This window comes from Burkholderia sp. Bp8992, assembly GCF_003853705.1.
Lineage (GTDB): Bacteria > Pseudomonadota > Gammaproteobacteria > Burkholderiales > Burkholderiaceae > Burkholderia.
Genome location: NZ_QTQI01000020.1, coordinates 48,659 through 66,743 on the forward strand (window position 1 = coordinate 48,659; position 18,085 = coordinate 66,743).

Below are 18,085 nucleotides of genomic sequence, written 5' to 3' on the forward strand. Positions count from 1 at the left end.
AAATCAGGCCTGCACGGTGCGCTGGCGCTGCTCGCCGAGCCCGTCGATGCCGAGCGTGATCACCTGTCCGGCGCGCAGATAGACGGGCGGCTTCTGCCCGAGGCCGACGCCCGGCGGCGTGCCGGTCGAGATCACGTCGCCCGGTTGCAGGCTCATGAAGCGGCTCAGGTAGCTGATCAGGTGCGGCACGCGAAACACCATCGTCGCGGTCGTGCCGTTCTGGTAGCGGTGGCCGTCGACGTCGAGCCACAGCCGCAGCGCGTGCGGATCGGGCACTTCGTCGGCCGTCACGAGCCAGGGCCCAAGCGGGCCGAACGTGTCGTTGCCCTTGCCCTTGTCCCACGTGCCGCCGCGCTCGAGCTGGAATTCGCGTTCCGATACGTCGTTCACGACGCAGTAGCCGGCGACATGCGACAGCGCATCGGCTTCCGCGATATAACGGCCGCCCTGGCCGATCACCACGCCGAGCTCGACCTCCCAGTCGGTCTTCTCCGAGCCGCGCGGGATCTCCACGTCGTCGTTCGGGCCCGAGATCGCGCTCGTCCACTTGCCGAACACGACCGGTTCCTTCGGCACCTCCATCCCCGATTCGGCCGCGTGGTCGGAATAGTTGAGGCCGATGCAGATGAACTTGCCGACGCGGCCCACGCACGCGCCGAGCCGCGGCGTGCCTTCGACGAGCGGCAGCGACGACGGAGGAATGTCGCGCAGCCGCGCGAGCGACGCCGGGGTCAGCACATCGCCGGCGATGTCGTCGATTACGCCGGACAGGTCGCGGAGCTGGCCGTGCGCATCGAGCAGGCCCGGTTTTTCATGGTATTTGTCGCCAAATCTGAGCAGTTTCATTGCGTTGTCCGAATGGAAGCGGGAAGTGAACGGGGGGAGGTCAGTCGGTTCGGCACGGTCAGTTTGACCAGCCGCCGTCGATCAGGTGGATCGTGCCGGTCGTGAACGACGCTTCGTCGGATGCCAGGTACAGCGCGAGCGCGGCCACTTCATCCGCGCTGCCGATGCGGCCGATCGGCTGGCGCGCGACGAACGCCTGGCGCACCTCGTCGGCCGACACGTGGCGCGTGCGCGCCTGGTCCGCGATCCGCTGCTCCAGCGACGGCGACTCGATCGTGCCCGGGCAGATCGCGTTGCAGCGGATGCCGCGCTCGACGAAATCGGCGGCCACCGCCTTGGTCAACCCGATCACGGCCGCCTTGGTGGTGCCATAGACGAAGCGGTTCGGCACGCCCTTCACGCTCGACGCGGCCGACGCCATGTTGACGATCGATGCGCCGCCGGCTTCGAGCATCGCGGGCAGCAGCGCGCGGATCAGCCGGTACATCGACGTGACGTTCAGGTTCATCGAAAACGCCCATGCGGCGTCGTCGCAGTCGAGGATCGAGCCGTGATGCACGTAGCCCGCGCAGTTGAACAGCACGTCGAACGCGCGTTCGCCCGCGGCGAGCGCCGCGATGTCGCTCGCATCGGTGACGTCGAGCCGCCGCGTGGCCAGCCGGCCGCCCGCGCGTTCGGCGTCGGCCTCGAGCCGCACGAGCGCGGCTTCGTTGATGTCGGTCGCCAGCACGTCGGCGCCCTCGCTCGCGAACCGCAGCGCGGTCGCACGGCCGATGCCCTGCCCGGCCGCCGTCACCAGCGCGCGTTTGCCCTGCAATCTCATGAGCGACTCTCCCGAAAAAGCGGCCACCCGTCGGCCGATTGGCACAAAGGACTAAAGGTCCAACCAATCATAGGAAGTGATCGCGCGTTTGTCACGAAATCGGGATTCAGTATTTACCCGAGCGGGAAAATCGGGCGGATGAAGAAAAATCCGTGCAGGACAGGGCCGGAAAGTCGAGTCCGGGTTTCGTACAAACCCAATATCGGCGCGTCCCTCAGCCGGTTCGTCGTACTTGTCCGCCGCTGCGGCCCCACCAAACTGACAAAAAAGTCATGTTCGCGTCAGGGTCTCAACGGGATCGGCGCGCCATCATGGTGTTGCCGGACCGCGCTTTTCAACCATCGCCTCCCCGCCCGCTTTCGTTCCTGCGGGCACTCCGTCCCCCGGCGATGGACGCCGTGACTGGGCGAGCAGACACGGTGCGCGGGCCGATTTTCCGCCCCGGACTTCCCCGTCCGGGGCGTTTTTGTCCGTGGTTTCCAAGAAAATAAGCGTGGATTGTTTCTAAATCGGCAAAAGGTAATTTGAGCCAGACAGGATGTTTTTTCCGGTCACAGACGCTTACATTTAGCGCACCACTCATGGAAACCGCTACGGATTCGCCATCGGGTAGTGACATCCACTGCCACGGCCGAAACCGCACGAGCTTTAGGAAACGGCAAAATGAAGGCCTCCAAATCCCTGCCTGCGCTCGATCCCGCCGACGTCCACGTCGAAATTCTCGAACGTTCCGATACGCTGCTCGTCGTCCGCTGGGTCGAGCCCGGTCGCTGTCACTACGGTGAACAGCGCTGGCGCCGCCGCTTCGCGCAGCGTACCGGCACCTGCGCGCTGTCGCGCCAGGTCATCCATCGCGGCGACGAAGTATTCCGACCGGCCGAACGCCCGGCACCTGCGAATGCGGCCGCGATGATCTCCGCCGCCGAGGTACTCGCACTGGCCGGAAGCAGGTAAAACCTGCCGGCCGCGCGCGGAAGCTTGCTGCGTCACGCCGCGAGCACGTCCTAGAAGCGCCGGTCTAATTCCCCCGCTTGTCTGTCACGTCCGCCCGCACTATCGTTACACCACTCAATGTAACGATTACGTGCTGCGGCCGATCGGCCGTGCCGATGGAGACAGACATGCATGCATGGAGTGCGCGCCACGTCCCGGCGCAGGGCGGCAAGGTCGCGGTCGTAACCGGCGCCAACAGCGGTCTCGGCTGGCAGCTCGCGGAAACGCTGGCCGCGAAAGGCGCGACGGTCGTGATGGGCTGCCGCGACGCGGCGCGCGCCGCGCAGGCGGCCGACGCGATTCGCCAGCTTCATCCCGATGCACGCGTCGAAGTCGATCCGCTCGACCTCGCCGATCTCGCGTCGATCGCACGTTTCGCGGGCGATATCTCCGAACGCCACGGCCGCGTCGACATCCTCTGCAACAACGCCGGCGTGATGTTCCTGCCGCTGCGGCACACGCGCGACGGCTTCGAGATGCAGTTCGGCACCAACCACCTCGGCCATTTCGCGCTGACCGGCCATCTGCTACCCGCCTTGCGTGCGTCACGGCGCGCACGCGTCGTGACGATGTCGAGCGGCTTCAATCGCGGCGGCCGGATTCGCGTCGACGACCTGCGTGCCGAACACCGCTACAACCGTTATCTCGCCTATTGCGACAGCAAGCTCGCGAACCTCGTGTTCGCGATCGAGCTGCAGCGCCGTTTCGAGCGCGCGGCGTTCGCGGGAATCAGCGTGGCCGCGCACCCCGGCTATGCGGCGACCAACCTGCAGTTCGCGGGCCCGGCGATGGACAGTTCGCCCGCGCGCGCCGCGCTGATGCGTGCGGCGAACCGTTATCTCGCGCAGCCGGCCGACCAGGGTGCGCTGCCCGCGATTCATGCGGCAACGTCACCCGATCTCGCGGGTGGCGCGTACATCGGGCCGTCCGGCTGGTTCGAGTCGCGCGGGCTGCCGGCGCCCGCGAGCGTGCCGCGCCCGGCACGCGACGTAGCCGCGGCGGCGCTGCTGTGGGAGGCGTCGGAAGCCGCGACGGGTGTGCGCTTCCTCAGTTCGGGTGCGCCGGCCGGACGCGCGCCGGGCCGGCCGTTCGACACGACAGCCGAAGCGCGCTGAACCCCATGCCGCCATTCGCAATATTCTTCATACGTATTGCGCGGACTGAAAAGAAAGCCCGTTGAAAGACTGATCCAGCGCGCCACTGTTACCACACAGGAAACAATTTATCGTCAAAATCGGCGTTTACCCTGAATCCTCTGGTGACTAAGATTTGATCAATCGCTCAAGACATGGTGTCGAGAGCGAACTCAATAAAACACCCGGAGGTCACCATGAAATCGCTCGTTTCCGCAGTCGTTGCCGCTGTCGCCCTGTCCGCTTCGTTCGGCGCATTCGCGCAAAGCACCGTGACCCGCGCACAAGTGCGTGGCGAACTGGTTCAGCTCGAACAAGCCGGCTACAAGCCGGGCGTGTCGAGCCCGTACTACCCGAACGACATCCAGAGCGCCGAAGCGCGTATTCATGGTGCCGACACCAGCGGCTACGGCGCACAGCCGGCTCCGCTCGTCCACTCGGGCGCCCCGGCAGCCGCATCGACGAACGCACGCGACTCGATCTTCTTCGGCCAGTAAGCCGATGCGCCCCCGGCGGGCGCCGCGCGTCGCGCGATGAAGTACGGCAGTCCGGACGAGCCCCTTCGCGGGGCTCGTCTTGTTTCATGAAACGCATACCTCCGCCGCCCGGCAGCGGGTGGCTTCGCCCGGACGCCTGGCGTCCGGGTGCCTTTTCGCGGCGGGGCAGGCGTGACGAAGCCGTATGCGCTGCCGATCAGCGCGCCGCGGCTGCGGCAGGCACCGATCGCGACAGCACGCGCCAGCGCGACAGCAACTCGTCGCGATCGACGTAACAGCCCTGCAGGTGGCGTCGGCCCGTCGACGGATCGAACTCGGTACGCGCATGCAGTACGCGCCGGTTGTCGAACGCCCACATGTCGCCCGCCCGCAACCGGCGCTGCACACGGAAACGCGGCTCGCGTGCGAGCGCGAGAAACCGCCGGTACGCGCGATAGACGGCCGCGACCGAGCCGGCCGGCGCATCGAGCGGCCCGCGCAGGAAGTTCGCGACGCGCACCTCCGTCACGTTGCCGCGCGCATCGAGCCCGATCACCGGCGCCGAACAGCGGTAGTCGCTGTGCGCACTCTTGTTCCAGAACTCGAACGGCGTCGACGCCAATTGCTCGAAATCGGCCGGATGCTCGCGCCGCAGCGCGTCGGCCAGCGCAAAGCCGTCGAGAAAGATGCTGTCGCCGCCCGTCGCTTCGTTGGCCAGGCAATGCAGGAACTGCACGCCCGGCTGCAACTCGCGTGTCGGCAGGTCGGTATGCGGCGGCAGGTTCAGCGACGTATACGCATTGCTGTCCGGACGCGGTTTCGATTCGACATCGAACAGCACACCGAAATTGCTTTCGCGGATCAGGCCGATGCGGCGCGCGATCTCGTCGACACGTCCGCGCTCGGCCGGCACGCCTTCGACGAGCGTCAGCCCCGTGCGCTGCAGCGCGGCGAGCCACGCGAGCAGCGCGCCGTCGTCCTCCATCACGTCGCGCCACGCGAATACGCCGATCGCCGTCGCATCGTCGCCGGTCCATACATGCCGCCCGTGCGCGGCCAGACGCTCGGCGCGCGACGCGTCGTCGTATGCATGCGCACGCAACCAGCCCGGCGACCACGCGCTGCGATGGCCGTCGTTCCACTCGACATGCAGCGCACCATCGGTTTCGACATGCACGGTGAGCGCCGACAGATCGGCGCGCGCATCGGCAATCTCGAACACCTGCTCGCGCGTGACCGCATGCACGCATGCCGAACACGCGCAGTTGTCGCGCAGCCAGTCGAAATGGAACGGTGATCGTCGCGTGTCGCTCCACTCGACGTCCACCGCCCCATCGCCGATCGTCGCCGCCGCGATGGCCGCGTCGGCCGAAAACGTCCGCCAGTCCTCGATACGGTGTTGCGCTGCTGCCTGCATCGTTGCCTCCCGGAAACGCCCGCTACGCGTGTGGTGCGAGCAAAAACCCGCCGACCATCCGGTGCATGCGTGCGGCCTGCGGGCTCGTCCCGAGCGCGCGCCAGCAGCCGTGCACCAGTCCTTCTCCCATCCAGCCGTGCGCGAGCCCGCCGGCCGCGCGAATCCGTTCGACGTACACGCGCGCGTCGTCGCGCAGCGGATCGTGTTCCGCGCCGATCGCGAGCACCGGCGGCAGGCCGTCGAAACGCGCCGCCTCGAGCGGCACCGACGCGCGCAACAGCGGGTTATCTGCCCGCAGCACGGCGGACAAATCACCATCCCAGTACAGTTCACGATAGCGACGCACGTCGTCGAGCGTCAGCATCGGCGCGTGCGCTTCCGTCTCGCGCGCGGGCGATTGCGGTTCGAAGCCGAGCATCGGATAGACGAGCGCGACGCCGTCGACGTTGCGTTCGTCCGCATCGCGCAGCGCGGTGGCCACGGCCGCCGCGAGCATCCCGCCCGCGCTGTCGCCCGCGAGCGTCAATGGATGCACGCACGGCCCGAACGGCCAGCGTGCGTCGCGTGCGGCGCGTGTGACTTCCAGGCAATCTTCGAGTGCGGCCGGCGCGCGGTGTTCGGGCGCAAGGCGATAGTCGACGGCGATCACGTCGAGCCCCGTGTCGGCCGCGAGTTGCGCGGTGATCAGCGCATGGCTGTCGAGCGAGCCGACGACGAAACCGCCGCCATGAAAAAACAGCACCGTGCCGCGCGATGAGCCATGTGCGGACGCATAGCGCCGCAGTGCGATCGCGCGCCCGTCCGGCGCATGCCACACGGCGTCCTGCTGCACGATGCCGGGCGGCAGTGCGGCCGGCGTCCATTCGGCCGCGAAGCGGTCGTAGAGGCGGCGCTGCTCGCCGGGCGAGCGCGCCGCCGCATCGGCCGGGTACCACGCGTCGACGGCGGCGACGAACGCCTCGATTTCCGGCTCGAGCATCGTGCGCGCTCCGCAGTCGAGAGTTGAAGGATGACGAGCGCCGCTAGCGGCGCGGCGGCAGCCCGATCACGCGGCCCGCATAGGCAGGCGCCGCGCAATCGCGCTGCAACGCGTGCAGTTCGGCCACGCGTGCAGCCACGTCCTCGTCGAACGGCGCCGATTTCGCGCCGTCGCGCGTATCGACGTGCAGCAGCATCTGCTCGCTCGCTGATACCGCGTCGTCATGCCCTTGCGCGAACAGTTCGAGATACAGGTGCAGCCGCTTTGCGTCGTACGCGAGCACACGCGCATCGACGCGCACCTGCGTGCCCTCCTTGATCTCGTGCAGGTAGTTCACGTGCGCTTCGAGCGTATAGACCGAGCACCCCCGCTCGCGACGTGCGGTGTCGTCGAGCCCGATGCGATCGAGCAACGCATCGGTCGCGAAGCTGAAGATCAGCAGGTAGAACGCATCGCGCAGGTGGCCGTTGTAATCGACCCATTCGGGCCGCACCACGTCGCGGTAAATCGTCAGCGGGGTATCGCCCGTCATCGTCTAGTCCTCGAATCGCATCCCGTGCCGCGCCTTCACCGCGGCGATCGATTTCAGCACCTCGGTGATGCACTCGTCGCGATAGCGTTCGAGTTCCTTGATGCTGCGCGTGCCCTGCTGTTCGGTCGTGCCTTCGACGACGCTGTCGATCAGCGCGTCGGTCAACGTCGGCGCGACCAGCTTCGTCCACGGCAGTTCGAGCGCCGGGCCGAACTGCTGCATGAAGTGTCGCATGCCCGCGTCGCCGCCGGCCAGCGTGTAGGTCAGGAACGTGCCCATGAACGACCAGCGGATGCCCGCGCCGAAGCGGATCGCATCGTCGATCTCGCCGGTCGTCGCGACGCCTTCGTTGACCAGGTGCAGCGCCTCGCGCCACAGCGCTTCGAGCAGGCGATCGGCGATGAAGCCCGGCACCTCCTTGCGCACGTGCAGCGGCCGCATGCCGAGCTTGCGATAGATCTCCATCGCGCCTTCGACCGCTTCCGGCGACGTGCGCGCCCCGCCGAGCACCTCGACGAGCGGCAGCAGGTAGACGGGGTTGAACGGGTGGCCGACCACGCAGCGCTCGGGATGCGTCGCCCGCGCGTAGAAATCGGTCGGCAGCAGCCCCGACGTCGACGACGCGATGATCGCGTCGGGCTTCGCCGCGCGGCTGATCTGTTCGTGCAGTTCGAGCTTCAGCGCCTCGCGCTCGGGCGCACTTTCCTGGATGAAATCGGCATCGGCGACGCACGCCTCGATCGTCGAGACGAAGCGCAGCCGCGCGGGATCGGCGCCCGGCGCGAGGCCGACGCGCTCGAGCGCGGGCCATGCGTTCGCGACATTCGCGCGCAGCCGCTCTTCCGCGCCCGGCGCCGGGTCCCACACGACCACGTCGAGACCGTGCGCGAGCGCACGGGAAATCCACCCGCTGCCGATCACGCCGGTGCCGATGGCGGCGAACGTCTTGATGTCGGTCTTCACAGCCATGTCAACGCATCCTTCAAATCAGGGGAAATCGGTGGGCGGCCACGCCTGGATGCGTGCCGCCGCGTCATGTCAGTCGGCGCGGGAACTCACGCGAATTCGGCGATCGCGCGACGTTCGAGCAGACGCTCGCCGCGCGCCGGCAGGCCGAGCTTGCGGCGGCCTTCGGCCGGCGTCAGCACGCGGCCGCCGAGCCGTTCGACGATCTCGCGGGCGCGCTCGACGAGCGTGCCGTTGGTCGCATGCACGCCGCGATCGAGCCAGATGTTGTCTTCGAGACCGACGCGCACGTGGCCGCCGAGCAGCATCGCCTGCGCGACCATCGGCATCTGCATGCGGCCGATCCCGAAGCCGGCCCAGTGCGCACCCGGCGGCAGGTTGTCGACCATCGCCTTCATCGTGCCCGTATCGGCCGGTGCGCCCCACGGAATGCCGAGGCACAGCTGGAACAGCGGCGGATTGTCGAGCAGTCCTTCCTTCAGCAGTTGCTTCGCGAACCACAGATGGCCCGTATCGAAGATCTCCAGTTCCGGCTTCACGCCGAGTTCCTGGATGCGTTTCGCGCCGGCGCGCAGCTGCGCGGGCGTCGACACGTAGATGTAGTCGCCGTCGCCGAAATTCAGCGTGCCGCAGTCGAGCGTGCAGATCTCGGGCAGCAGGTCCTCGACGTGCGCGAGACGTGTGAGGCCGCCGACCAGGTCGGTGCCCTTGCCGAAGCGCATCGGATCTTCGCCCGGGCCGATCTCGAGATCGCCGCCCATGCCGGCCGTCAGGTTGATGATCACGTCGACGTCGGCCGAGCGGATGCGGTCGACCACTTCGCGGTACAGGTTCGGGTCGCGGCTGCCGCGGCCCGTCTGCGGATCGCGCACGTGGCAATGCGCCACCGTCGCACCGGCCTTCGCGGCCTCGATCGCGGCTGCCGCGATTTCCTTCGGCGTGACGGGAATCGCCGGATGCTTGCCGACCGTGTCGCCCGCGCCGGTGACGGCGCAGGTGATGATGACTTCATGGTTCATGCTGGGTGCCTCGCTTGATTCGGGTTGTGTCGCATTGCTGGGGTGGCGCGGGCGCCGGCCGTCACAGGCCGAGATACGCCTTCACGGCAGGCAGGCCGTCCTTGCCGTCGAACGTCTTGACGCCCGCGAGCCACGGATCGAGCACCTGCGGATTCTTCTTCAGGTAGGCCTTCGCGGCCTCGGCCGGCTTCGTCTTGTTCATCACCGACTGCATCAGCTGATTCTCGAGCTGCGTCGAGAAGCGCAGGTTCGTGACGAGCTTGCCCGCGTTCGGGCACCGCGAAATGAAGTCGGGCGCAGTGAGCGTGTACACGCGCGCCTCGCCGTAGTTCGGCCCGAACGACGCGTCGCCGCCGGACAGGTAGTTCATGCTGAGCTGGATGTTCATCGGATGCGGTTCCCACCCGAGGAAAACAACCCACTTCTTCTCGCGAACCGCGCGCTCGACCGTCACGAGCATCCCGGCCTCGCTCGATTCGACGAGCTTGAAGCCGCCGAGCCCGTACTGGTTCGTGTCGATCATCTTCTGGATCGTCGCGTTCGCGCTGCTGCCCGGCTCGATCCCGTAGATCTTGCCGTCGAGTTCAGCGCGGTGCTTCGCGATGTCCTCGAAGGTCTTCAGGCCTGCCTGGTATTCATAGCTCGGCACCGCGAGCGTCGCCTTCGCACCGGACAGGTTCGGCGGCTCGACGACGTTGATCGACTTGCTGTCGAGGAACGGCTGGAGTTGCTTCTGCTGCACCGGCCACCAGTAGCCGAGCGACACGTCGAGCTGCTTGCTCTTGAGACCGGCGAACGAGATCGGCACCGACGCGATCGTCGTGGTCGGCTTGTAGCCGAGCGCCTCGAACACGGTCGACGCGAGCGCCGTGGTCGACGTGATGTCGGTCCAGCCGATATCCGCGAAACGCACGGTACGGCAGGTCGCGGCATCGGTCTCGGCCAGCGCCGCATTCGTGAACGCGCCGGTCGCCAGCACGGCCGCGGCAAGCGCGGCGATCTTCGTCGACTTCATGGTTCGGTTCCTCCCGGTTGGTCTCGCGGCAGCCGGTGCGCGGAGTGTGCGCCGGCCTGCATCGTGGGAGTAAAAGTAACGAGCCATATTCGCCGCGAGAAGACCGCCGGCGACCTGTTCTTGACTATTTGCGACTATGAGTGGAAACCACTACGTACGGGCTGTGTCAGGCGTGACAGGGGTTTTCCGTGGGCTTTGACGGGGATTGGCTTGTCCGGATGCGGCGTTGCGGGAGGCCGACCAGTCGTGCTTCGAAGACGGTGTTCGAGCGGGCCTGATGATGGCAAGATTCGGATTCAGGCAGCGCGACATATCCGTGGTCGTGATCAGGTCGATTCCGCCCACGATTCCACCCGGGTTCCTCGACACCCTCCGATGAACAGGAAAAGCCGTCCCCGCCAGCACACGGCACCACCGGCCCGCAAGCCCGCCGGTGGTCCGCTGCAGTGGATCAACGGACTCACCGTGGCGCGTGGCTATCAATTGCCGTGGCTGCCTCACGATCTGCTTGCCGGCGTCACGCTCAGTGCCGTTCTCGTGCCTGCCGGCATGGCATACGCGCAGGCGGCGGGCCTGCCCGCCGTCAACGGGCTCTATGCATCGTTTGCCGCGATGCTTGCGTATGCGCTCTTTGGCCCAAGCCGCATCCTCGTCCTCGGACCCGACTCCGCGCTGGTCGCGCTGATCGCCGCAAGCATCATGCCGCTTGCTCGCGGCGACGCCACTCACGCGCTGGCGCTTGCCGGGGCGCTCGCGATACTCACGGGCGCGATCTGCATCGCGGTCGGGGCGCTCAGGCTCGGATTCGTCACCGAGCTTCTGTCGCTGCCCATCCGGTACGGTTTTCTGAACGGCATCATGCTGACGATCGGCATCGGACAGTTGCCAAGGCTGCTTGGTTACGAAGGCAAGGGCGAATCGTTCGTCGAGCAGGTGCGCGACGTGGTGGAAGGCATCTCGGCATCGAAGGTGAACGCAACATCGTTCGCGCTCGGCGTCGCTGCGCTCGTGCTGATACTCGCCTGCAAACGGCTCTGGCCCAAGGCGCCAGGCGTGCTGCTCGCCGTGGCGGGCGCGACGGTCGCGGTGATGTGCTTCGATCTGTCCCGGCGCGCGGGCGTCGCAACCGTCGGCGCGATCGCGCAAGGCCTGCCCGTGCCGCGCATCCCCCGTGTCGCCCTCGGCGACTGGCTGCATCTCGCTGGTAGCGCAGCAGCGATCGCGCTCGTTTCGTTCACGGATATCAGCGTGCTGTCACGGACCTACGAACTGCGCAACGACACCCGCGTGGACCGGAATCACGAATGCGTCGCGCTCGGGCTGTCGAACATCGCCGCCGGTCTGGTGCAGGGGTTCGCAGTGAGCGCGAGCGGATCCCGCACGCCCGTCGCGGAGGCGGCGGGCGCAAAGACCCAGGCGACCGGTGTGGTGGCCGCCGCCGTCGTCGCCGCGCTGCTCCTGTTCGCGCCACGCGCGCTTGCGCATACGCCGCAATCCGCGCTGGCTGCCGTCGTGATTGCAGCATGCCTGAACATGGTCGAGGTGCGGGGCGTCATGCGGCTTTATCGTCTGCGCAAAAGCGAATTCGTCCAGGCGGTGGTGTGCTTCGTCGGCGTTGCAGTCCTTGGTGTCGTGAACGGCATTGCACTGGCGCTGCTGCTCACCGTACTGTCGTTTCTATGGCGTGCGTGGCGACCTTACGACGCCGTGCTCGGGCGAGTCGACGGCATGAAGGGCTATCACGACGTGTCGCGCCATCCGGAAGCACGGCGCGTACCCGGGCTCGTGCTGCTGCGCTGGGATGCGCCGCTCTTTTTCGCCAATGGGGAAATCTTTCGTGAGCGCGTGCTGCGCGCCGTCGACGAGTCGCCCGAGCCGGCGCGCTGGATCGTCATCGCGGCGGAGCCCGTGACCGATATCGATCTGACCGCCGCCGATGTGCTCGAACGGCTGCACGGCGAACTGGCGGCGCGACAGGTCAAGCTGGTCTTCGCGGAGCTGAAGGGCCCCGTCAAGGACAGCCTCAAGCACTACGGCATGTACGGCATGTTCGGCGACAGCTACCTCTTCCCGACAATCGGCGAAGCGGTAAACCGTTATGTGGAAACGCATCAGATCGAGTGGCACGACTGGGAAGACGCCCGCAGATAGGGTGTAGTCTGATAGTCAGCGACACATCGGAGGCGGTATGGAACGAGAGCTGAAGCTGCGGGTTTCCGTCAAGGATCTCGACAAGGTGCGCCACGCACCGCTACTTGCGAAGTCCGGCGGTACCCACGCGCGTCAACAGCTGACGAGCACGTACTTCGACACTTCCGCGCTTGAATTTCACAAATGTGCGGCTTCGCTGCGCGTACGAGCGGTCGGCAACGACAGGATCCAGACATTGAAACTGGAAGGGTCGCCGCAGGCCGGCCTCTTCGATCGGGACGAATTCGAGATGCCGGTCGACGGCGACGTCCCCGATCTGAAACTGCTGCGGGACAAACTCCCCGACGACAGCAACTGCGGCCGCCTGGTTCGCGACGATGCCACGGCACCCGATCTCCACCCCGTGTTCGTCACGCGGATCAAGCGGACGGTTTTACCGCTGCGCCTGCCGTCCGGCGATGAGGTCGAGGTTGCGCTCGACAAGGGGACGGTCGACGCGGATTCGAATTCGGTCCCGATCGCCGGAGTCGAACTGGAGCTGAAACGAGGCCGCCCTGAAAACCTGTACGGCATCGCACTGGAGTTGCTCGACACCGTGCCATTGCGCATCGATCACGAGAGCAAGGCCGATCTCGGCTACGAACTGCTCGTCGCCGAGCACCAGCCGGCCGTCAAGGCAAAACCGGTGCAACTGAAGAAGCACGATTCAGTCGAAGACGCCTTCTGTCGGATCGTGCGCAACTGCCTGGACCAGGTCCACGCGAATGAGCGCGGCGTCGAGTCGGGCCATGATCCGGCGAGCATTCATCAGATGCGCGTGGGGCTTCGCCGGCTGCGTTCGGCGCTCGACCTGTTCGAGAAGGTGATTCCCGCGTATCCCGGCCTTGACGACGAGTTGCGCTGGATCGCCGGCGAACTCGGCGCCGCGCGTGACTGGGAAGTGCTTGCTGGAACGACGCTCGAGCGTGCCGGCACGAACGGCAATGCGGACGAGATCCGCGCGGTCCGCGACGCCTGCCAGCGCATTGCCGTCACCCATCGCCAGCGTGCGGCCACCGCCATCCAGGCGGTACGCTACACGCGTCTCGCGTTGCAGCTGGCGTCATGGTTGAACCGAAAGGGCTGGCGCGACGGGATGTCCGACGAACAGCGCGATGCGATCATGCAGCCCGCGAGTCCTTTCGCTCACGACGTTCTGCGTTGCCGGCACCGGAAACTGATCAAGCGCGGCAAAAAGCTCGCCGATCTCGACGATCATCGTCGTCACCGTGCCCGCATCGCGGCGAAGAAGGTCCGGTACGCGACGGAATTCTTCGCGTCGCTGTGCCGCAAGCAAGCCGTCCGATCATATGTCGGCGCGCTGACCGCGCTTCAGGATGATCTGGGCTGGCGTAACGATGCCGTGGTCGCGGATCACCTCCTGAAGTCGCTGCCTCGCACAGCGCCCGACGCCGCGCCGGGCGCGGGCTTTGCTCGCGGCTTTCTGGCCGCGCGTGCCGCGGCCGATCATCAGGCGATGAAGAAGCTGTGGGGCCGCTTCAAGCGGCTGTCGCCACCGCACTGAACCGGCGCGGTGCCAGTTGGAACGCTCACGATCCATTACGCCGGCCCATCGACGTGCTGGATCAGTAGCGGTCGGCGACACCATCGATCCCGCGCTCGTGCAGTTCGCGCACCAGCCCCGCACGCATCGTCGCGACATCCGAAAACGCGGGCCGCCGATGCGCGGCGATTTCGGCAGCCGTATACGGCGTGAAATCGCGCGGCAGCGCATCACGGTTCATCGTCGTGAGCACCCAGTTCAGCACGTCGGCCAGTTCGCGATCCGACAACGCCGAATTCGACGCGCCGGGCACGCGCATCACGTACTCGCGCCCGGCCGGCAGATGCGTGAAATAGCCGAGCGAATTCGCGAGCGGCGGCACCTTGCCCGGAATGCCGCCGCCCGTCGCCGTATGGCAGCCCATGCAGTTGAGCACCCAGTGCTGCCGCGCGAGCGCGGCATCGGCCGCGCCGTCGGCATGCGCGGGCGATGCGACCGCGACGGCGGCAGCGCCTGCCAACAGCAGCCACGACGACAGGCGCCGCGAGAGAGCGCCGTGCCGCGACGACAACGCACCCCGCGTGCCCTGCGCGGAGGCGCTCGCACGAGACGCGCAAGCGCCGTTCACAGGCCGAGCCCCTTGACCACCACCGCGCGCTGCGCATGCACGTCCGTGCCGTCCATCTGCTTCGCGCGTGCCGCACGGATATCGGCCGCGGTGAACGGCTTCGCGTCGCCGTGCTGCGCGTTGAGGTCGAACACGACGTAGTTCAGCACATGTGCAATGTCATCGTCGCTCGCACTCGCGAACGAAGGCATCTTGAAGTTGTAGTGCTTGTCGTGCACCGTGATCTCGCCGAACATCCCGTGCAGCAGCGTCGCGACCAGCTGCGCCCGCCCGGCCTCGGCCGCCGCGTACTTGCCCGGATACTCGGTCAGCGACGGCGCCAGGCCGTCCTGCCCTTTCCCGCCCGCCTGGTGGCACACCGCGCACTGCGCGTCGAACAGGCCTTTCCCGGCCGGGTAATGCACGGTGTCCTGCGCGCCGGCCGCGTGCGGCAACGTGAAGGCCGCGACAGCCGTCATGCATGCAAAGACCCGCTTTCCTGCTTGCTTCACTTTCATTGCTTTGCCGCTCCCAGCAGAACCGAAACCGAACAGTGGTAATTCGAATTACCGTTCGCCATGCACCAGTTGATGTCGTTGTTCAACGACAGCTTGTACAGCGGCTTCTCGCGCTCGTTGCGGTTGCAGAAGCACTTGCCGCACGACGTCTTGCCGCAGCAGTCGTTGTACGACACGATGTAGTCCGAACCGTCGTGCGGATTGCGGCAGGTGCCGATCCACGTGATCGGCGACGGCGTCGTGCCGGGCGGGCAGCTGCTCGACGTGCCGCCGCAGCAGCTGCAGAGCCAGCCGTCGATCGCGCAGTATTTCCAGTAGTCGCAGCTCGTCGGGTCGTCGCTCGCACCGGCGGTGGCGCCGGACGCACCCGACGCCGCATCGGCCGCATATGCGGTGCGGTCGACCGGCAGCAGCGGCAGCAGCGCCGATCCCACCAGCACCTTGCCGAGCTTCGCCATCGCGCTGCGCCGCGAACTGTGCTGCGCGACGCCGCGCGCCGACCGCTCGAACCATGAATCAAACAGGCCCATGTCGTTGTTCTCCCATGACGTTGTAAATGGATCGGCCGGTCATGCGTGCCGCGCGTGTGCGTCGTGGCTGTGATCGCCGTGCACGAACTGCTGCAGCGAAGCGACGCCGCGCTCCTTCGCCTCGAACAGGCTCTCGAGATGCTCGCGCGTGTTGACGAGCCCCTTTGCGCGCACGGTGCCGGTTTCGTCGAGCAGTACCGCGTACGGCAGCTTGCCGATCTGGTACGCGAGGCCGAGTTCCTGCGACAGCACGTACGGGAAGCGCGCGACGTCGTGCTTTTGCGCGAAGCGCGCGTGTTCGTCGAAATCGCCGTCGCTCGCGAGCACGATGTTCACCGCCATCGATTCGCTTGCCTGCAGCGACGGCAGCAGCGGCAGCAATTTCTTGCAGACCGGGCACGTCGGCGACAGGAAGAACAGCAGCGTCGCGTTGCCCGACGCGTCGATGCCGCCAACCTTCACCTGCGAGCCGCGGATGTCGGTCAGTTCGAACGTCGGCGCGATCGCACCGACCGCCGGCCCCTTGTCGATCATCAGCGCGCCGGCCGGCATGATGCGTTCGTACAGGATGCCGATCTGGCGCACCAGCGCGAGGCAGATCGCGCCGAGCGCGAGGACGGCCACCCACAGCAGGGCGGTGGAAACGGCAAGAGCGGTTTGCATCATGAATTCCTCAGGTGGGAAAGGCGCGGTACGTTGGCGAGCAGCACGTCGACGGTGAGCAGCGCGCAGACGATCAGCAGCACGGAGAAGAACAGCGTCAGGTAGTCGAACCACACGACGGCGCGCGTGCCCGGTTCGACGAACGCGGTGGCGGCCAGTGCGACGAGCAGCAGTACGCGGCCGACATGCAGCCAGCCGATGCCGCGCGGCGCATCCGTGCGTGCAGTGGTAAAGCCGGAGCAGCCGCAGTCGATGTCGGTATGGCCGCGCAGCAGGTTGATCGCGAGCCCGGCCGCGAAGGCCAGCAGCAGCGCGATCAGGCCGATCGCGCCGGCCGTGCGCGTATCGGGAAACAGCAGCGCCGCGGCGCCGAGCGCTTCCGCGAGCGGAAGCGCGAACGCGACGGGCGCGGTCAGCGCATCGAGCAGCAGCCGGTAGCCGGCGAGCGCCTGCCGGAACGCGGCGGGCCGGCGCATCTTCGCGAAGGCGCCGAGCAGCACGACGGCAGCCGCGCCGGCCTGCGCGCTGGTGGCGAGTACGGGATCGAGCGTCATCGCGGCCTCACGGGTTGACGAGCAGCGTCGACGTATTGCCGATCTGCTTCTCGACGTGCTGCAGCTTGCCGGTGCGCGCATCCATCACGACGAGATCGGACGTCGCCGTCAGCCCGTAGAACAGCGGCTTGTCGTCCTCGCTGACCTGGATCGACACGAGCGGCTCGATCTTCTGCTGCGCGAGATCCCAGCGCGCGACGCGCTGCTTCGTCTTCAGGTCGACCACCCACACCTGCGTGCCGGGATCCTTGTGCGAGCCGTCGGTGCCCTTGTGCATCAGCACGTAGTAGCGGTTCTGCTTCGCCTGCACTGCCGTCTGCTGCATGCCGCCCGGGCGCCAGCCTTCGGCGCGTTCGGCGTCCGTCAGCAGCGACCACGGCTTGCCGAACAACGGCTTGTCGCCGCTGAAGTCGGCGCTGCGCACGTTGCCGCCGTAGGTCGTGAACAGGTAGCCGCCCTGGTACCGCGACGCGTTCACGAACGCCGGATCCTTGTCGACGTCGATGAACGCGTCCGACATCGCGCGCTTCGTCTCCTTGCCGTTCGCGTCGAGCGTGACGATCAGCGCCTTGCCGCTTTCACACAGCGCGGTGAAGCGGTCGTTGCCCGACGGATACGCGAGCACGCAGGCGGCCGTGTCGATCTCCGACAGCACCTTCTTCGACACCGCGTCGATCACCGTCATCGACGCGGCCGGCGTGATGTTCGCGACATACAGCCGCTTGCCGTCGGCGCTGAACGCGGTGTTGTACGGCGACGGCACATGCTGTGCGTGCTTCGCCGGGATCACGATCTCGCCCGTGTGATCGAGCGTCGTGTTGTCGGTCATCTCGACGACGTCGGTACGCGTGCCGTGCGAGCCGCGCGAGAAGTAGGTCGTCGCGACGAAGCTCGTCTTGTGATCCGGCGAAATCGCGACGCCGGGGCCGAAGCCGCCGTCGATCTGGCCGAGCAGCTTCTTCGCGTCGCCGTCGTACACATAGATGCGCCCGTCGGTCATCGACGGCATCGAGATGTCGACGACATAGACTTCGTGCGGATGCCACGGCGGCATCTTCTGCACGACCAGTTCCTCGGGCTTTTCCGTCGCGTTCGCGCTGCCGGCCCACGCCGCCGCGAACGCCAGCGTCGCCGCGAGCGCCGCGGTTCGTCGCCTTGTCCTCATGTCGCCTCCAGTTGGGGATTCACGTAATGTGGGGCGACTGTAGTTCGACAATAAATCCGGTCAGCACCAGGACCGGCAACGCGTGCGTGCCGATTCGGGATATTGGAAATGCGCGCGAAAGCCTCGTCGCCGCGTGCCCTCCGACCCTCTGGAGA

19 protein-coding genes are annotated in these 18,085 nt (G+C 66.9%); 5 read left to right on the forward strand and 14 right to left on the reverse strand.

Annotated elements, in window-relative coordinates:
• Nucleotides 1-3: 3 nt before the first annotated feature.
• Both DIE03_RS26120 and DIE03_RS26125 read right to left on the reverse strand, forming a co-directional pair.
• Nucleotides 4-846, reverse strand: coding sequence for an ureidoglycolate lyase (locus DIE03_RS26120; RefSeq protein ID WP_124455201.1), 843 nt, complete (start codon nucleotides 844-846; stop codon nucleotides 4-6).
• 58 nt (nucleotides 847-904) lie between these two features.
• Entirely contained in the window at nucleotides 905-1,669 is a 765-nt protein-coding gene (locus tag DIE03_RS26125) for an SDR family oxidoreductase (protein WP_124455202.1), read from the reverse strand.
• Nucleotides 1,670-2,332: 663 nt separating this feature from the next.
• Between DIE03_RS26125 and DIE03_RS26130 the strand changes: the two genes are divergently transcribed.
• From DIE03_RS26130 to DIE03_RS26140, 3 genes are all read left to right on the forward strand, one after another.
• Complete coding sequence (locus DIE03_RS26130; RefSeq protein WP_006484717.1) at nucleotides 2,333-2,623, forward strand: DUF3331 domain-containing protein; 291 nt, start codon at nucleotides 2,333-2,335, stop codon at nucleotides 2,621-2,623.
• Nucleotides 2,624-2,790: 167 nt separating this feature from the next.
• A complete protein-coding gene (locus DIE03_RS26135) occupies nucleotides 2,791-3,777 on the forward strand; it encodes an oxidoreductase (RefSeq protein WP_124455203.1) in 987 nt (328 codons plus the stop codon).
• A gap of 215 nt (nucleotides 3,778-3,992) precedes the next feature.
• Complete coding sequence (locus DIE03_RS26140) at nucleotides 3,993-4,292, forward strand: DUF4148 domain-containing protein (RefSeq protein ID WP_124455204.1); 300 nt, start codon at nucleotides 3,993-3,995, stop codon at nucleotides 4,290-4,292.
• A 196-nt stretch (nucleotides 4,293-4,488) separates the two neighbouring features.
• Here DIE03_RS26140 and DIE03_RS26145 read toward each other — a convergent pair whose 3' ends face one another.
• The 6 genes from DIE03_RS26145 to DIE03_RS26170 form a co-directional block, all read right to left on the reverse strand.
• A complete protein-coding gene (locus DIE03_RS26145; RefSeq protein ID WP_124455205.1) occupies nucleotides 4,489-5,688 on the reverse strand; it encodes a TauD/TfdA family dioxygenase in 1,200 nt (399 codons plus the stop codon).
• A 22-nt stretch (nucleotides 5,689-5,710) separates the two neighbouring features.
• Nucleotides 5,711-6,667, reverse strand: a complete 957-nt coding sequence (locus tag DIE03_RS26150; RefSeq protein WP_124455206.1) for an alpha/beta hydrolase — start codon at nucleotides 6,665-6,667, stop codon at nucleotides 5,711-5,713.
• Nucleotides 6,668-6,710: 43 nt separating this feature from the next.
• Nucleotides 6,711-7,199: a thioesterase family protein gene (locus tag DIE03_RS26155; protein ID WP_124455207.1), complete on the reverse strand. Its 489-nt coding sequence runs from the start codon at nucleotides 7,197-7,199 to the stop codon at nucleotides 6,711-6,713.
• 3 nt (nucleotides 7,200-7,202) lie between these two features.
• Nucleotides 7,203-8,168, reverse strand: coding sequence for an L-carnitine dehydrogenase (locus tag DIE03_RS26160; protein WP_011354221.1), 966 nt, complete (start codon nucleotides 8,166-8,168; stop codon nucleotides 7,203-7,205).
• An 86-nt stretch (nucleotides 8,169-8,254) separates the two neighbouring features.
• On the reverse strand, nucleotides 8,255-9,184 hold the full coding sequence (locus DIE03_RS26165; RefSeq protein ID WP_124455208.1) for a 3-keto-5-aminohexanoate cleavage protein: 930 nt from the start codon (nucleotides 9,182-9,184) through the stop codon (nucleotides 8,255-8,257).
• 61 nt (nucleotides 9,185-9,245) lie between these two features.
• The gene (locus DIE03_RS26170; protein ID WP_124455209.1) at nucleotides 9,246-10,199 is read right to left on the reverse strand and encodes a choline ABC transporter substrate-binding protein; all 954 of its coding nucleotides are present in this window, start codon (nucleotides 10,197-10,199) and stop codon (nucleotides 9,246-9,248) included.
• 375 nt (nucleotides 10,200-10,574) lie between these two features.
• Here DIE03_RS26170 and DIE03_RS26175 point away from each other — a divergent pair, with 375 nt between their 5' ends.
• The gene (locus DIE03_RS26175) at nucleotides 10,575-12,350 is read left to right on the forward strand and encodes a SulP family inorganic anion transporter (protein WP_124455210.1); all 1,776 of its coding nucleotides are present in this window, start codon (nucleotides 10,575-10,577) and stop codon (nucleotides 12,348-12,350) included.
• A 37-nt stretch (nucleotides 12,351-12,387) separates the two neighbouring features.
• Nucleotides 12,388-13,914 (forward strand): CYTH and CHAD domain-containing protein, encoded by a 1,527-nt coding sequence (locus DIE03_RS26180; protein ID WP_124455211.1) that lies wholly within the window; start codon nucleotides 12,388-12,390, stop codon nucleotides 13,912-13,914.
• A gap of 61 nt (nucleotides 13,915-13,975) precedes the next feature.
• Here the strand turns inward: DIE03_RS26180 and DIE03_RS26185 are convergent, their stop codons facing one another.
• Genes DIE03_RS26185 through DIE03_RS26210 form a run of 6 tightly spaced genes read right to left on the reverse strand, consistent with a single transcriptional unit; the run spans nucleotide 13,976 to nucleotide 17,930 of the window.
• Entirely contained in the window at nucleotides 13,976-14,464 is a 489-nt protein-coding gene (locus tag DIE03_RS26185; RefSeq protein ID WP_124455212.1) for a cytochrome c, read from the reverse strand.
• A 53-nt stretch (nucleotides 14,465-14,517) separates the two neighbouring features.
• Nucleotides 14,518-15,018 carry a cytochrome c gene (locus tag DIE03_RS26190; RefSeq protein WP_124455213.1) on the reverse strand — a complete coding sequence of 167 codons (501 nt, stop codon included), beginning with the start codon at nucleotides 15,016-15,018 and terminating at the stop codon, nucleotides 14,518-14,520.
• Nucleotides 15,015-15,548, reverse strand: coding sequence for a methylamine dehydrogenase light chain (locus DIE03_RS26195; RefSeq protein WP_124455214.1), 534 nt, complete (start codon nucleotides 15,546-15,548; stop codon nucleotides 15,015-15,017). The genes DIE03_RS26190 and DIE03_RS26195 overlap by 4 nt, the downstream gene beginning before the upstream one ends.
• A gap of 39 nt (nucleotides 15,549-15,587) precedes the next feature.
• Nucleotides 15,588-16,214, reverse strand: a complete 627-nt coding sequence (mauD, locus tag DIE03_RS26200; RefSeq protein WP_124455215.1) for a methylamine dehydrogenase accessory protein MauD — start codon at nucleotides 16,212-16,214, stop codon at nucleotides 15,588-15,590.
• Complete coding sequence (locus DIE03_RS26205; protein ID WP_124455216.1) at nucleotides 16,211-16,765, reverse strand: MauE/DoxX family redox-associated membrane protein; 555 nt, start codon at nucleotides 16,763-16,765, stop codon at nucleotides 16,211-16,213. The genes mauD and DIE03_RS26205 overlap by 4 nt, the downstream gene beginning before the upstream one ends.
• Before the next feature lie 7 nt (nucleotides 16,766-16,772).
• Complete coding sequence (locus DIE03_RS26210; protein WP_124455217.1) at nucleotides 16,773-17,930, reverse strand: amine dehydrogenase large subunit; 1,158 nt, start codon at nucleotides 17,928-17,930, stop codon at nucleotides 16,773-16,775.
• Nucleotides 17,931-18,085: the final 155 nt, after the last annotated feature.